Annotated in this window: 17 protein-coding genes and 2 tRNA genes; 13 read left to right on the top strand and 6 right to left on the bottom strand. The window is 58.2% G+C overall.

Translation table 11 applies throughout. The features are described from left to right. Positions 1 to 47 precede the first annotated feature (47 nt). The 3 genes from GTO91_RS01205 (at position 48) to GTO91_RS18740 (ending at position 3528) form a co-directional block, all read left to right on the top strand. Positions 48 to 905, top strand: coding sequence for a CsxC family protein (locus tag GTO91_RS01205; RefSeq protein WP_161253591.1), 858 nt, complete (start codon positions 48 to 50; stop codon positions 903 to 905). A gap of 283 nt (positions 906 to 1188) precedes the next feature. Next, entirely contained in the window at positions 1189 to 2355 is a 1167-nt protein-coding gene (locus tag GTO91_RS01200) for a THUMP domain-containing class I SAM-dependent RNA methyltransferase (protein WP_161253588.1), read from the top strand. Between the two features lie 105 nt (positions 2356 to 2460). Then, positions 2461 to 3528, top strand: coding sequence for an HAD family hydrolase (locus tag GTO91_RS18740; protein WP_407929508.1), 1068 nt, complete (start codon positions 2461 to 2463; stop codon positions 3526 to 3528). A 100-nt stretch (positions 3529 to 3628) separates the two neighbouring features. On the opposite strand, the gene GTO91_RS17725 is transcribed toward GTO91_RS18740, so the two are convergent. After that, the gene (locus tag GTO91_RS17725; protein WP_012281545.1) at positions 3629 to 3787 is read right to left on the bottom strand and encodes a hypothetical protein; all 159 of its coding nucleotides are present in this window, start codon (positions 3785 to 3787) and stop codon (positions 3629 to 3631) included. Positions 3788 to 4051: 264 nt separating this feature from the next. Between GTO91_RS17725 and GTO91_RS17720 the strand changes: the two genes are divergently transcribed. From GTO91_RS17720 to GTO91_RS01185, 3 genes are all read left to right on the top strand, one after another. Beyond that, complete coding sequence (locus tag GTO91_RS17720) at positions 4052 to 4300, top strand: hypothetical protein (RefSeq protein WP_170294029.1); 249 nt, start codon at positions 4052 to 4054, stop codon at positions 4298 to 4300. A 125-nt stretch (positions 4301 to 4425) separates the two neighbouring features. Next, complete coding sequence (locus tag GTO91_RS01190) at positions 4426 to 6582, top strand: Tex family protein (RefSeq protein ID WP_161253585.1); 2157 nt, start codon at positions 4426 to 4428, stop codon at positions 6580 to 6582. An 8-nt stretch (positions 6583 to 6590) separates the two neighbouring features. After that, entirely contained in the window at positions 6591 to 7067 is a 477-nt protein-coding gene (locus tag GTO91_RS01185; RefSeq protein ID WP_207708952.1) for a GNAT family N-acetyltransferase, read from the top strand. 37 nt (positions 7068 to 7104) lie between these two features. On the opposite strand, the gene GTO91_RS01180 is transcribed toward GTO91_RS01185, so the two are convergent. Beyond that, a complete protein-coding gene (locus GTO91_RS01180) occupies positions 7105 to 7248 on the bottom strand; it encodes a hypothetical protein (protein WP_161253582.1) in 144 nt (47 codons plus the stop codon). 150 nt (positions 7249 to 7398) lie between these two features. Here GTO91_RS01180 and GTO91_RS01175 point away from each other — a divergent pair, with 150 nt between their 5' ends. The 5 genes from GTO91_RS01175 (at position 7399) to GTO91_RS01155 (ending at position 11603) form a co-directional block, all read left to right on the top strand. Then, entirely contained in the window at positions 7399 to 8010 is a 612-nt protein-coding gene (locus tag GTO91_RS01175; RefSeq protein WP_161253579.1) for a biotin transporter BioY, read from the top strand. Between the two features lie 112 nt (positions 8011 to 8122). Beyond that, on the top strand, positions 8123 to 8857 hold the full coding sequence (bioD, locus tag GTO91_RS01170; RefSeq protein ID WP_161253578.1) for a dethiobiotin synthase: 735 nt from the start codon (positions 8123 to 8125) through the stop codon (positions 8855 to 8857). Then, positions 8845 to 10248 (top strand): adenosylmethionine--8-amino-7-oxononanoate transaminase, encoded by a 1404-nt coding sequence (bioA, locus tag GTO91_RS01165; protein WP_161253575.1) that lies wholly within the window; start codon positions 8845 to 8847, stop codon positions 10246 to 10248. Before bioD ends, bioA begins: the two co-directional genes overlap by 13 nt. 144 nt (positions 10249 to 10392) lie before the next feature. Then, entirely contained in the window at positions 10393 to 10890 is a 498-nt protein-coding gene (locus tag GTO91_RS01160) for a hypothetical protein (protein WP_161253573.1), read from the top strand. Further along, complete coding sequence (locus GTO91_RS01155) at positions 10887 to 11603, top strand: glutamine amidotransferase (protein ID WP_328793702.1); 717 nt, start codon at positions 10887 to 10889, stop codon at positions 11601 to 11603. Before GTO91_RS01160 ends, GTO91_RS01155 begins: the two co-directional genes overlap by 4 nt. A gap of 119 nt (positions 11604 to 11722) precedes the next feature. Here the strand turns inward: GTO91_RS01155 and GTO91_RS01150 are convergent, their stop codons facing one another. Both GTO91_RS01150 and GTO91_RS01145 read right to left on the bottom strand, forming a co-directional pair. Further along, on the bottom strand, positions 11723 to 12043 hold the full coding sequence (locus GTO91_RS01150; RefSeq protein ID WP_235918894.1) for a DnaJ family domain-containing protein: 321 nt from the start codon (positions 12041 to 12043) through the stop codon (positions 11723 to 11725). A gap of 164 nt (positions 12044 to 12207) precedes the next feature. Then, the gene (locus GTO91_RS01145; RefSeq protein ID WP_161253566.1) at positions 12208 to 13020 is read right to left on the bottom strand and encodes an Asp23/Gls24 family envelope stress response protein; all 813 of its coding nucleotides are present in this window, start codon (positions 13018 to 13020) and stop codon (positions 12208 to 12210) included. 393 nt (positions 13021 to 13413) lie between these two features. Between GTO91_RS01145 and GTO91_RS01140 the strand changes: the two genes are divergently transcribed. After that, a complete protein-coding gene (locus GTO91_RS01140; protein WP_161253563.1) occupies positions 13414 to 13560 on the top strand; it encodes a hypothetical protein in 147 nt (48 codons plus the stop codon). Positions 13561 to 13954: 394 nt separating this feature from the next. Here the strand turns inward: GTO91_RS01140 and GTO91_RS01135 are convergent. Together GTO91_RS01135 and GTO91_RS01130 are read right to left on the bottom strand one after the other, a co-directional pair. Continuing rightward, a tRNA-Tyr gene (locus GTO91_RS01135) sits at positions 13955 to 14040 on the bottom strand. A 3-nt stretch (positions 14041 to 14043) separates the two neighbouring features. Continuing rightward, positions 14044 to 14120: transfer RNA gene (locus tag GTO91_RS01130), tRNA-Pro, on the bottom strand. Between the two features lie 211 nt (positions 14121 to 14331). On the opposite strand from GTO91_RS01130, the gene GTO91_RS01125 reads away from it, so the two are divergent. Further along, on the top strand, positions 14332 to 14571 hold the full coding sequence (locus GTO91_RS01125) for a hypothetical protein (RefSeq protein ID WP_161253560.1): 240 nt from the start codon (positions 14332 to 14334) through the stop codon (positions 14569 to 14571). Positions 14572 to 14638: the final 67 nt, after the last annotated feature.

The raw sequence follows: 14638 nt of genomic DNA, 5'->3' as shown, positions 1-14638 counted from the left end.
GAATGAATGGAATATATGTGTATTGCAAAAGGAAAGGAGTGGAATTAATGACTAAAAAAGGAAAGGCGGCCTCCCCCGCGCCCAAGGCCTATGCTTGGCATCGCGTCTGGCAAAGAGATAAGTGCCAAGAGAAAGAATGTTGCGGCGAACCGCCGGAATGTGAATGCGGAGAGGCGAGTTGTGAAGTGGACTACTGTGAAGACAGCGGGAAAGTGTTTCCCCGAAAAGACACCTGCGGACAGGTGGTAAGCGTGCGGACATTGCCCCTCTGCCCGAACACGCCCGGCAATGTGGCTTGCGGTCAGGTGAAGGTCCCTGTTGTGCTGGCAGAGCCCACGATCCAGATCGAAGTAGAAGCTGACCTGGAATTGGATCAGCACGCCCTCGAGATCAAGCGGATCAAAAAAGAAGTCGTCTTGACCCAATGCGAACTGGTGCTCGGCTCCAACAAGCTCTTTATCGGCGGCTACGTGCGCAAGAACATTGAATACGCCACTGTGGACTGTGAACATTGTTCAACCAAATGCGGTGATATCCGCCATTGCACAGTACATGTGCCCTTCGAGTGCGTCACGCCGATCACCTTCGCCAACCCGCCCCAGTTCCATGCAGCGAAACCCTGTGTGAACATCGAATTCGAGGGACACAAGGTGATTGCCGACGAATCCATTTGTGTCGATGTGAAAAACGAAAAACCCTTCTGTGAACTCCTGTCCTCCGTCATTTATGAGGAAGACATCATCAAGCACAAGGAGTGCGGCTGTGACAGCGGTGAAACGCTGTTCAAGAAGTTTACCGAGAAGATGGTCATTATCCTGACGCTGAAAGTGTTGCAAAAACAGCAGCGCGTCATCCCACTGGGACCGCCCCCCCATCATCATCACCACTGCAAGAACGACTATTGATGTGTAAACCCCTTTAGCAAGAAAGCCCCTTCCCCGCAACAGGGAATTTGGCGTCAGCCGGACCCCCTGTTGTTTTTTCTTTAGTGAACGGGGAAACGATGTTAGGGAAGCACGCTTTACGGAGCGCGCGATAAGGGATTTGTCGTCGCGTCCGTCTTTTACGGATTTTGTCTGGCGGTGATGGGCGATAGGCCCTTATACTATAGTCACAGATTACCATCATGAGCGATCAAACGAAAAACAGACGTCCTGTGCTTCAGGCGTCTCTGATGCAGGTGAAAACATGGCGAAAATGGAACTCATCGCGACAGCCGCCTTCGGCCTGGAGGCGGTTGTCGCCCGGGAACTGCGGGAATTGGGATATGACGACCAGTTGGTCGAGGATGGCCGGGTCATCTTTCGCGGCGACGAAGAGGCCATCTGCCGTACCAACCTCTGGCTGCGGTCCGCCGATCGGGTGCTGGTCAAGGTCGGTTCCTTCCCGGCAACGACCTTTGAAGAACTGTTTCAGGGGACGAAAGCGTTGCCCTGGCCGGACTGGCTTCCCGAGAACGCCGAGTTTCCCGTGGAAGGGAAATCGGTCCGCTCCAAGCTGTTTAGTATCTCTGATTGCCAGGCGATCGCCAAGAAGGCCATCGTCGAGAAGATGAAACAGCGGTACAACCGTTCCTGGTTTGACGAAAACGGCCCCCGCTACACCATCGAGGTGGCCCTCTTGAAGGATGTGGCCACCCTGACGATCGACACGAGCGGCGCCGGGCTGCACAAGCGCGGCTACCGCGATCTGGTGGGACAAGCGCCCCTGAAAGAGACGCTGGCGGCGGCGATGATCCAACTCAGTTTCTGGCGCCACGACCGGGTGCTGTTGGATCCCTTTTGCGGCACCGGCACGATCCCCATCGAGGCAGCCATGATCGGCCTCAACCTGGCGCCAGGGCGCAACCGGGCCTTCGCCGCCCAGCAGTGGGGCCAAATCCCGGCCTCCCTCTGGCAGCAGGCCCGCGAGGAGGCCGACAGCCTGGCTGCGCTTGACCGGGAACTGCGCATCACTGGAACCGATATCGATGAAGCTGCGCTCAGCCTGGCCCGCCACCATGCCCGCAAGGCCGGCGTGGACAATGCCGTCCATCTGCAGCGCCAGCCCATGTCGGAGAGCCGTTCCCGCTTCAAGTACGGCCACCTGATTTGCAACCCGCCCTACGGCGAGCGGCTGGGAGAGCAGCAGGAGGTGGAGCGCCTCTACCGGGAGATGGGCAAGGTCTTTTCCGCCCTGGACACGTGGTCTTTCTACGTGCTCACATCCCACCCCGGCTTCGAGGCGCTCTTCGGGCGCAAGGCCGACAAAAAGCGAAAACTCTACAACGGCCGCATCCAGTGCAACTACTACCAGTTCTACGGGCCGAAGCCGCCCCGGCGAGAGGAAGCCACGGAGACAGGCGAAAAAACCTGACCCGGCTCTGCGATGAACGGCTAACGCGCAAAAGAATAAGACGAAACAGGGTATGGGCAGGCGATAACGCGCAGAAACGAACGGATTCCGCCAAAGGAGCATGCGATGACACCTTATGAGTTGATCCTATTCGATCTCGACGGGACGCTAACCGATCCGAAGACAGGCATCACCAAATCGGTCCAATACGCCCTCTCCAAGTACGGGATCATCGTCGAGGACCTGGATAGCCTGATCCCCTTTATCGGTCCGCCGCTCCTCGATTCCTTTCGACACTTCTACGGCTTTGACGAGGACCAGGCTCGCCAGGCGGTGGCCTTTTACCGGGAGTACTTCTCCGTCACAGGGATATATGAAAACGCCGTTTTTCCAGGAATCCCTGAACTCCTCGCGCGCCTAACCGCCTCTGGAAAACGATTAGCCGTGGCCACGTCAAAGCCGACGTGCTTTGCCGAACAAATCCTGCGCCACTTCGGACTCGATTCCTATTTCGATCACATCGTCGGCAGCAACCTGGACGGCACCCGCTGCGCCAAAGGCGAGGTCGTCGCAGCGGCGCTGGCCCTGTTTCCACACGTCGACCGCCGACGCGTCATCATGGTGGGCGACCGGGAGCATGACATCATCGGCGCGAAAGCGAACGGGATCGCCTCAATGGCCGTTTCCTACGGCTACGGCTCCTTAGAGGAGCTTGAGGCGGCAGGCTCGGGGCAGATCGCCGGTTCAGTGGAGGTCATCGAGCCGTTGCTGGCTTTTCCGATCCTCCATTCGATAGAGCCTTTTTTTGGGGAGCGTTTCGTCATCCGGACTGTTCCATCGCCCTTCGAGTTTGGTGTGCTCAGCGCGCGGGTGCTGGCCGACGCCGCTGAAGCAGCCGGCGCCGAAGTCGCCAATGCAGAAACCGCCGGCGCAGATGCTGCAAGTGGAGATACTGCAAGTGTAGAGGCCAACATAAGGGCTGCTCACGAGGCGAAAAAGGCCGGCGCTATGAGCGTGCCTGTTGCCATCAACCCCCGACACACGGCTGATGCGGTCTCCTTTGAAGTCAATCTGCCGACAGACCGTTTTTCCGAACTGTTTCCCCCTGTGGCGGAAGCCCTGACCAAACTCCATGCCGACCTGCCGGCGATCAAGCGGGAGGCGGCTCGCCTGGAACGTTCCTGCCGAAAATGACGGTAGTCTTTATAAGAGGCGGTCGCCTCTTTTCATTTCATCCGTTTAAAAAAGAAAAGCCCCGGCTGAGCCAGGACTGAAACGAAAGAAGAGTCTCAGATCATTCCTTCGGATCTTCGGGGCGGTGCGCCGATGACTTGTTGCGCTTCTTCGGAGCCTTGATGCCGGGGGCCAGTTCCCCTGGTTTACCCAGGCGGGCCCACAGCTCTTCTAATTCCTCGGGAGACAACAGGTAGGAACGCACTTCATTTCCGTTCATCCACGAACCGCCTTTCTTCCTCTGTAATCCTTCGGACATACCATTTTAACCTGAAAAGAGGGAATCCGTAAACAGGGAATTACAGGGAGGAAAAGGACTGCCATGGAGAATAGCGGGGCTGCGCTGAGGCCAACGCTGTGGAAGGCATCCCAGCGCGAATTCAGCGTGCAGGCGTCGGAATAGGCGGTTTTGCCGAAAAAGAGGCGCCGGAACAGGTTCATTTTCGATGAAAATACAGAAGTAAGCAAGAAGGGGTTTGTAACAGTGGAAGAAATTCAGAAAGACCAACAGAATGAGCAACAGAAAAAAGCGCAGATAGACGGCCAGAACGAGAGTGGGAACGATAAACAAAAATCCGGGTTGAGTGTAGATCTCATGCGCAAGATCATCGAAGAGAAGAAACAAAAGAGCGCGAACCAGGGACATACAAAAAAGGGCAAGGCAGAAGGCGGGCCTGTGTCGGCGCGCCCCGGCATCAAGAAGTATAAAAAGGGCGGGCTTTTTGACAAGTAGTGACTGGAGAATCAAAGGGATACCGGAAGCATACCGGAGAGCATACCGGAGAGGTTCACGGAGAATCTCATGGAGCGTTTCCGGCGCGTGCAGGGAGTTTCACAGGGAAGAGGGAGAACGATTCGTTGTTTGCCGATATCATTGCCAAAGAGTTGGGGCTGAAAGCCGCCCATGCGGCCAAGGCCATCGAGTTGTTGGACGAGGGGAACACCATCCCTTTTATCGCCCGCTACCGCAAGGAAGCCACCGGCGAGATGGACGAAAACAAGTTGCGCGAGTTGGCCGAGCGGCTCAACTACCTGCGTTCGCTGGCCCAGCGCAAGGAAGAGGTCCGCAAGAGCATCGAGGAGCAGGGAAAATGGACGGAGGACCTGGCCAAAGCGCTGGAGCGGGCCAAGACCCTGGCTGAGGTGGAGGACATCTACCTGCCTTTTAGGCCCAAGCGCAAGACACGGGCGAGCCAGGCCCGGGAGCGGGGTCTGGAACCGCTGGCCCGCCTGATCCAGGCGCAGGCGCTTTGCGTGGGAACGCCGGAAGCGGCGGCGGCGCCCTTTGTCAATCCGGAAAAGGATGTGCCCGATGCGGCAGCGGCCCTGCAAGGGGCGCTCGACATCATCGCCGAGGAAGCGGCCGAAGACGCCGAGGTCCGTCGCTGGGTGCGCGCCTTCTCCGCTCGCAGGGGCGTCCTGGTCGCCAAGGCGGTCGATCCGGAAGCCACTACGCCGTACCAGATGTACTATGACTACAAGGAGCCGGTGGCGAAGATCCCGCCGCACCGCGTCCTGGCCATCAACCGCGGCGAGAAGGAAAAAGTCCTCAAGGTAAAGATCGAGGTGGAGTGGGAACCGATCGGCCAGCACCTGGAGAGCCGCCTCATCACCGGCTTCTCGATTTTCACAGACCGGCTGAAAGAAACCTTGCAGGACAGCTACAAGCGCCTCCTGGCGCCGGCGATGGAGCGGGAACTGCGCAACGAACTGACCGAGAAGGCGGAAGAGCAGGCCATGAAGGTTTTTCAGGCCAACCTGAAAAACCTGCTCATGCAGCCTCCCATCGGCCGCCGCCGCGTCCTCGGCGTCGACCCCGGCTTTCGCACCGGCTGCAAGTGGGCGGCCCTGACGGAGACGGGCAGCCTGCTGGAAGTGGGCGTCATCTATCCCCATGAGCCCCAGAAGCGATGGGAGGAAGCGAAGCGCAGCCTCCGCCAACTCGTAAAAAAGCACGGCATCGAGTTGATCGCCATCGGTAACGGCACGGCCAGCCGCGAGACAGAGGCGCTGGTGGCAGAGGCGATCAGTGAGATGGAGCAGGCGGTCCAGTTCATCATCGTCAGCGAGGCCGGCGCATCCGTCTACTCAGCGTCCCCTCTGGCGGGCGAAGAGTTTCCCCAGTTCGACCTGTCTCTGCGCAGCGCCGTCTCCATCGGCCGCCGTCTCCAGGACCCGCTGGCCGAACTGGTCAAAATCGAACCGAAAGCCCTCGGCGTCGGCCAGTACCAGCACGACATGAACCAGAAGCGCCTGGAAGAGACACTGGGCGGCGTTGTCGAGTCCTGTGTCAACACCGTCGGCGTCGACCTGAACACGGCGTCAACGTCGCTGCTTCGCTATGTGGCCGGCGTCTCGCCCCAGGTGGCCAAGAATATCGTCGCCTACCGGGAGGAAAAGGGATCCTTCCGCAAACGGGCGGAACTGAAAAAGGTGAGCCGTCTCGGACCGCAGGCCTTTGTCCAGTGCGCCGGCTTCGTGCGCATCCCTGACGGGGATAACCCCCTCGATAACACGCCCGTTCACCCTGAATCCTATGACGGCGCTCTGAGTTTGTTAAAGGTGCTTGGCTTCGGTCCCGCCGATATCCGTGGTCCCCGCCACGGCGAACTGAAGGCTGCCCTGGGCAAGGTGGATGTGGCGAAGATGGCGGAAGCGACCGGCCTCGGCGTTCCCACCCTGAAGGACATCATCGAGGCCCTGATGAAGCCTGGCCGCGACCCCCGGGAGGACCTGCCCAAGCCGCGCTTCTCCTCTGAGGTGCTCTCCATCGACAACCTGAAGGAAGGCATGGTTCTACAGGGGACGGTGCGCAATGTGGTCGACTTCGGCGCCTTTGTCGACATCGGCGTCAAGCATGACGGTCTTGTCCATGTGTCCCAACTGGCCGACAAGTTCGTCCGCCACCCCATGGAGGTTGTCGCCGTCGGGGACATCGTCACCGTGGCCGTACTCTCGGTGGACCGGCAGCGGGAGCGGGTCGGATTGACCATGCGGGGCGTGCCGCAGAGGTGAGCGTAGAAATGTCGCAAATGATGCCACAGATATCCGTCCAGAAAGCCACCTTCGCAGATGTGCCGGCCATGGCGTCGCTTCTCGACGAACTGTTCCGTTTGGAAAAGGACTTTGTTCCTGAACGGGACAAACAGGTCCGGGGGCTGGAGATGATCCTCGCCCACCCTGACCGGGGCCGTTTGTTGGTGCTGAAAGAAGCGGAAGCTGTCATCGGAATGGCGAACCTGCTTTTTTCTGTCAGCACTGCTGAGGGTGGACCGGTGATCGTCCTGGAGGACTTCATCATTTCCGGCGCGGCGCGGGGAAAGGGCTACGGGCGCCTGCTGATGGAACATATCTTCATCATGGCCCGGGAAGAAGGCTTTTTGCGCGTCACTGTCCTCGTCGACGCTGACAACGGGCCGGCCCACGATTTTTACCGCCGGTTGGGGTATGGGCGGTCGAATATGATCTGTTACCGCCATCATTTGAGTCGTGGAACATAAGAGGCAGACCGACTCTTTTGCAGCGAAACAATTGACCCTACGTCAACCCTGTCATCGCCGTCATCCTCGGCCGGATTTTTCTCGATAAGCCGGTGACGGCATGGACCTTGGCCGGAACAGTCCTCGTGCTGATCGGCGTGGCCGGCGGCTTTCGGAGCCGGCGCAAGTCCCGTTGAAACAAAACCCTGACCGCTCACGTTGCCGGTCAGGGTTTTTTGCGCCCTGATTGTAAACCTAACTAAAAATAGATGGTTGACATAAAGAGTGGCAATCAGTACAGTATATTTGTCAACCGATATACATAAGGAAAGTCGACAAAAAGGAGGCAAACATGGTGGGTTGGACACCGCGAGAGATGGCGCAGGTGGCGCTCTTTGCCGCATTGACGGCGGCAGGCGCCTTCATCAAGGTCCCTGTGCCCTTTGTTCCCTTTACCTTGCAGTACCTGTTCGTCGCCATGGCCGGCATCGCCCTGGGCAGCCGCCTGGGACTGGCCAGCCAGTTGGTCTACATCGGCATCGGCCTCATCGGCCTGCCTGTCTTCGCCGAAGGGGGAGGGCCGGGGTATGTGCTCAAGCCCACTTTCGGGTATCTGATTGGCTTCGCCCTGGGCGCCTGGCTCATCGGCCGATTGACGGAGAGGCTGGAAAAGGCGAGCATCCTCCCCTTGTTTGGGGCGACCATGGCCGGGCTGGCCGTCATCTACGGCATCGGCGCCCTCTACCTCTACGGGATCATGAACATGGTCCTCGCCAAGTCGATCACCCTATGGAACACCCTGTTGTACGGCATCTTGCTTCCCTTGCCGGGCGACATCCTGTTGAGCGGCGCAGCGGCTTATATCGGGGTCAAGTTGTGGTCCTTGCGTGGAGTGAGCGGGAACGCTTCAACGGGGAAGGCTCTTTTCGCGAAGGAAGGCGTCGAAGAGGAACAGCGGGCGTAAAGCAGGCGTAGAAGTGTTGAAGAGCAACAACAGGAATGAGCAAGAACAAAGTCGTGTAGGAAGAACATGAAACCGCAAGGAACATAAGCCGCAAGGAAAGCAGGGATGAATGTTGCATAAGGGCATCTTTATCACCGGAACGGACACCGGTGTGGGAAAGACCGTCGTCACCGCCGCGCTTTGCAAGGTGATGACGACCGCCAGGATCGGGGCTGTTCCCTTTAAGCCGGTGCAGACGGGCGCGCCGATGTCTGACGGGGGCTTTTTCCGGGAAGACCTGGCTTTTTATCGCCGAAACCTGGAGATCGACCTGCCCGATGAGTGGCTGAGTCCAGCCTGTTATGAAGCGCCATTGGCCCCCGCCGTTGCGGCGGAGTTGTCCGACCAACCTGTAGATGTGGAGGTTCTCGACCAATCCTTCCGGCGGCTGGCAGGCAGGCGCGGTATGGTGCTCGTCGAAGGCGCCGGTGGTTTGGCCGTGCCGCTCACTACACCGGACTTCACCATGGCCGACCTGGCTTGCCGGTGGAGGCTACCCTTGCTCATCGTTGGCCGGGCGGGGCTGGGCACAATCAACCATACCGTCCTGACGGCCCACTATGCGATGGAAAAGGGGATCCCCGTTCTGGGGATCATCCTAAACGGCGCGTCGGAGACTCCGGACCTGGCCGAACGGACCAGCCCGGAGATGATCACTCGCATGACGGGGATACCCATCCTCGCCAGGCTGCCCCAATTGGGCGATATCAGCCAGGCCGGCCCCTTTGCCGAGTACTGCCGCCTCCTGGCGGCGCAGTTGGATGTCCACAAGCTCACAGAGGAGGCCGCGCGGCTATGCAATCGATAGACCTCGAAAAAATCCCAGCCAACACCTGTTGCGAAGACCTGCAGGAGATGGACAAAAAGCACCTATGGCACCCCTTCACCCAGATGCGCGAGTACTGCCAGGAAGACAACCTGATCATTGAACGGGGCGAAGGGAGCTACCTTTTTGACACCCAAGGCCGCAAGTACCTGGACGGCATCTCATCACTCTGGGTGACAGTCCACGGCCACAACCGCAAAGAGATCAACGAGGCGATTCGCTGCCAGGCGGAGCAGGTGTCCCACTCGACCCTGCTGGGCCTGTCCAACGTCCCTGCCACCCGGCTGGCGAAGGAACTAGTCCGTATCACCCCCGAGGGCCTCAGCCGGGTCTTTTACTCCGACTCGGGGGCCACGTCGGTGGAGATCGCCTTGAAAATGGCCTTTCAGTACTGGCAGCAGCAGCCTGATGCAAGCAAGCGGGGCAAACAGCGGTTTTTAACGTTCAGCGGGGCCTATCACGGCGACACCATCGGCTCTGTCAGCCTCGGCGGCATGGAGCTCTTCCATTCGCTGTACCGGCCCTTGCTGTTTCAGAGCCTCAAAGCGCCCGCCCCTTATTGCTACCGCTGCCCCATGGGCCGGGAAGCAGGGGAATGTGACTTTGCCTGTTTCGAGGAATTTGAGCGCATTATCAGAGCCCACAAGGACGAACTGGCCGCCGTCATCATCGAGCCTTTGGTCCAGGGTGCTGCCGGCATCATCACTGCCCCCACGGGATACCTTCGCGCTGTTCGTGAACGCTGCACCGAATGCGATGTCCTCCTGATCGCCGATGAAGTGGCTGTCGGCTTCGGCCGCACGGGAAGCCTCTTCGCCTGTGAACAGGAGGGGGTCTCACCGGATCTGATGTGCCTGGCGAAGGGCATCACCGGCGGCTATCTCCCCCTGGCAGCCACGCTGGCCACGGAAAAGATCTATGAAGCTTTCTTGGGCGAGTACAGCGAATACAAGACCTTCTTTCACGGACACAGCTATACGGGAAACCCGCTGGCCTGCGCCGCAGCCCTGGCCAATCTCGAAATTTTTGAGCGGGACTGTGTGATCGAGCGGCTGCAAGGAAAGATCGAGCGGCTTCGTCAGGGGTTGGAACGCTTTCATGACCTCTCCCATGTGGGCGATGTGCGCCAGCGGGGGTTCATGGCCGGCATCGAGTTGGTGAGGGACAAGGCGACCAAGGAACCCTTCGCGCCGGCGCTGCGGATGGGGCACCGGGTAATCCTGGAGGCGCGCAAGCGCGGCGTCATCCTGCGACCCCTTGGCGATGTGCTTGTCCTGATGCCGATCCTGGGCATGAGCGACAGCGAACTGGATCAGTTGTTGCAAGTCACCTATGAAGCGATTGGTGCTGTAGCGTCCGAAATGACGCCATAAGAAGGCGCCTCCTGATTTTCATTCAAAGTTTCAAATTGTTGACGAGAACTAACGAAATATCGGCTAGTTCTCTTTTTAATCTAAGCCACTGCAGCTTGCTAGTTGAGAAGTTTTTACAGTAAGATAAGTGGGGGAGGTGATGGGATGGACCGCAGCGACGCGCCTCAACTCGAGCTGCTATGGGTGTTCGCCCGTTTCCTCGGGCTTTATATCATTTTTTTCTTCCTTGGCATTTTTACCACAGGGTTGTTAATCATGACCGGGCTGCGTTTTTTCGGGTATTTATCGGTCTTGACCTACATGATTGCTGTGGGGAGAGGCATCTTGCTTTGGACGCGATCTGCCCAGAGAACGCTTCTGATCTGGGGTTTCTTTATGCTCTTTATCCTCGCCAAATGGGGGTATTGCTTGCTCTTTCGCGCTGCCCATTCCTCAACTTTTCTTGAGCTGACGCCTGCAATCATTATGTTTACCTATGAACAACCCATCGCGTTCAATCTGCACGTCGCGGCGGCCATCGACGCAGCGACTTTTTCCGTTGCCGTTGCCATCGCCTATTTTGGGCAGAGGCGGATCAAAACGCTCTTGAATTATCCGGCAACAAATAGGAGCGATGTTTTAAATGAAGGCGGTATCGAATGATGAAAAAACTGCTCATCATCAAGACAGGCGCCACTCTTGCCTCCATTCTCGCAAGTGAGGGCGACTTTGAGGACTTTATTCTGCGCCCGATGGGCCTCAGTCGCGAGCAGGCGATTATCACCCCTGTTTTCGAAGGCGCCGGCTTGCCCGGTCCTTCGGAGATTAAGGCAGTCGTGATCACCGGTTCTCACGCCATGGTCACCGACAATGATGAATGGAGCCTAAACCTGTCCTCCTGGCTGCGGGATGTAAGACCAACGGGCATCCCCATCCTCGGTATTTGTTACGGACACCAGTTGCTGGCTCGCGCCTTTGGCGGCGATGTGGACTATCACCCGAAGGGCAAAGAGGTGGGCACGGCAACCATCGAACTCACGGAGGCGGGAAAAAAAGATCCGCTGCTCGGGTGTCTACCGGAACGCTTCTGGGGCCATGTCACCCATGCCCAGACGGCGCTCCGGCTTCCCGAAGGGGCGACATTGCTGGCGCAAAACGTTTTTGAACCCCATCATGCCTTCGTCCTTGACGGCCATATCTGGGGCGTTCAGTTTCACCCGGAGTTCAACGCCGCGATCACAGGCGCCTACATTGACGCGCAGAACGACCAGTTGCTTGCCGAAGGTCAGGACCCCGAGGGGCTGCGCCGGAGCATAGTGGAGCATTCGTACGGGAAGATGCTGCTGCGGCGTTTTTATGAACTTGTTGGAGCCTAACACCGGATGACACAGCAAGCATTACCGACATCAGGATAAGGGTGGGAGATGCCGTGGACTTTGTGACCATGAGGGCGGAAGAGAAGATCCGGGAGGCGCCGTGCAGGCATTTTTGCGTCTCATGCGCGTTGCCCTTTTTTTCGCTCCAGCAGGACATGGAGTTGCAACTTCAGGTCGTTCATCTTCTTTTTTAGTTTTTCCTTTTCAGCGTCATCCTTTGCGCCGTCCAGCCGGGCGTATAGCGCTTCAATTTCCTTGAGGAGTTGCACCTCCTCCGGGACGATGCCGGCATTTTTCATATAGCGGATCATGGCCCGCATTTCCGGGGGAACCATGGCCATTTCATCGAGATCGACCGGTTTTCCTTTGCCGGGCAGATCATCCAGTTCTCCTTTGTCGATGGCCTCGCGGATCCGTTGTTCAGCCAGGATGCGGAACATATCGACCACTGGGCTGTCCCCCTTCGTCTTCGACGATCTGTTTTTCACACGCTTTATTCTGCCCCGAAAACAAACAAACCCCTTCCGGGACATACCGGAAGGGGTTTTCCGCTTTGCCTTCACGAAGGGGGTTGCAGCATTGCTTGCGGCTCGCTTGATTAACCTTATTTGACCAACAACTTCTCAATCGTCACATCGACAGCTAACACGGAGATACCCATATTCTCCAGTATGTCGAAAGCGAGGCGCTGCACCTTGCGGCCCAGCACATGGAGGGGCTGCCCGTAGACGGCGGTGATGGGGAGGCGGACGGTGACGCCGTCGTCGCCGTGGCTGATGCTGATGCTGCCCACATCGCCGACGCCGGGGACTTCCTGCACCTGGTGGGTGATCCCGGCAACGATGGCCGGGGTGGAGATGGACAGGTTGCCCAGAGAGGTGAAGGTGGGGCGGACGACAGACTGTTCGGCCCAGGTCTTGCGCTCGGAGCCTTTCTTCTGGAAGAAGACCTTCACCGGGTTGATCAGGGCGTCGGTCCAGTTCCGGGTCACTTCCAGGGCGGGGGCAGGAACGACGTGGCGACCGTGATGAGCTCGGTTGTAGCGGGCCTTGCGGATCTCATTGGAGGAAGCGATGTCGTGGATGTAGACGATCTTTTCAATCGCCGGCAGTTCCAGGCGGGCGGCGATCTTTTCCACCATTCCCTCGGAAGTGCCCAGGATCAGGATTCCCTTCGGGGCGCAACGCGACAGCGCCTGCACCGCTTCGTCCCGGTGTTCCTGCTCCTGAAAAAGGGCGGTTTTAATGGCGCCCATACGGGTGGACGACCGCTTGGCCGTCGTACCGGCGAGGATGCGGTTTTCTTCAATAATCAGGCCGTCGTCGATGATCACCTGACAGTGGAGTTCGGCGGCGAGCCGGATGGCCCGGTGGCTTTTGCCGGTGCCGCTGGGACCCACCAGGGCATATACGTGCATAGTCTTCCCTCGTTCATGGTGGTTTTTATCTATCTTACTATTTTATCACGGAAGGGTTGAAAAGGCAGGCGTAAATGAGGCCGGCGCCATGGGTAATGTAAGAAAAAAACAAATAACATTTTGAGCCAAAAGAAGGAAAATTATACCATGCGGCGAATAGATTGGTAGATTCAAAGGAGAGGAGGAGATTCCATTGGGCTAAGCACGCTGGTGTCTGCCCGCTTGCCGCGCCTTGGTGGACACCGGTTCTGCTGCAACGGAGGGGAATGACAGAAGGCTACGGCGGATCCGGTGAAAACGAGTGAGCTTCTCCCATCGAATGAAGAGCTGCACGCATGACCCGGGATTGCGTTCAAGTGAGCCGCTTCGATGGCGGGAATGGCGGGAAGTCTGGTGCAGACGCCCAGGACCTCCGGGGAAACTGGAGGAGGTGGAACCCAAGTAACCGGCCGGCTCCGTTCCGGCGGTCGCATCGGCGTTTCCGGACCGCTTCAGAGCGGGACCCCGCGCCGGCGGGAGTGGGAGACGGCGGAAACGTAGCCCCGATAGGCCATGGACGGCGGGGTGATGGAATGTGGACCGAGGAATGAGCGCCCAAGAGCGAGGACAAGGAAGCCGGACCGGACCAAACGAGGTGGCGCATTTGAAGAATGACGGATGACCTGCTTTCTGCCCCGCCCAGCAGCGATACCCCGGCAGTCGCGTTCCCTGGTGGAACGACACCCCGGAGGGGGAGGCCGGTCTATCCTAGACAACTGAATGCACGCGGTCGGTAGCCAGCGTGAAATAAGGTAGAAAGGGTCAGGACCGGAGGCAAGGCAGCTCCGGTCTTCGTTTTTTAAAGTCATAGAACCTTCTTAAAAGCGAAGAAACGCAAAAACTTTTTAAAATGCAAAAACCCGCGCCGCATAGGGCACGGGTCTGTACGCATAAGTGGTGGAGGGGGTAGGATTCGAACCTACGAAGTCGTCAGACGGCAGATTTACAGTCTGCTCCCTTTAGCCACTCGGGAACCCCTCCACATGGTCGGAGCGACACGATTTGAACGTGCGGCCTCTACCACCCCAAGGTAGCGCTCTACCAAACTGAGCTACGCCCCGAAGACAAATGTTAGTATAACCGGGAAGTCGCTTTCCGTCAAGAGGGTATTCTTTGGGAATCTGTTGGGGAGCCATTGGGGATCCGTCGGAATTCACTGGGAATTCGCTGGGAATACATTGGGAATACATTGGGAATACAGAGCCGGCCCTTGCATATATTCCTGTAGGCGGGCTTCCCGATATACAGCGCCGCCGGGGGGAGTAAGGATAGATGGAACAAGCGATGGGCGCAGGCCTTTCACAAATAGAACGACACAGGGGGATCACCGGTCCGCTGGATCCCCGCGCCCTGGCCGTGGAGATGGCCGGACTGAAAGGGCGGGTGGGCGAGCTGGAAGCCCGCGTTGTCAGCCTGGAAAAGCAGTTGGAGATCCTGGCGCGCCACCTGGCGAATCTGGCCTGCGAACCCGCGTCGGCTGCAAGGTATTCCCGGATTCCGGAGCAGTACTGAGAGGAAGGCAGATAGTTTAAAAAGGATAATAGGGGTCGACAAAGGATAATAGGGATGACGAGAGGGC

This window comes from Heliomicrobium undosum, assembly GCF_009877425.1.
Taxonomy (GTDB): domain Bacteria; phylum Bacillota; class Desulfitobacteriia; order Heliobacteriales; family Heliobacteriaceae; genus Heliomicrobium; species Heliomicrobium undosum.
Note: the sequence above shows the minus strand (reverse complement) of the source record. Positions and strands in the feature narration are given on the sequence as shown.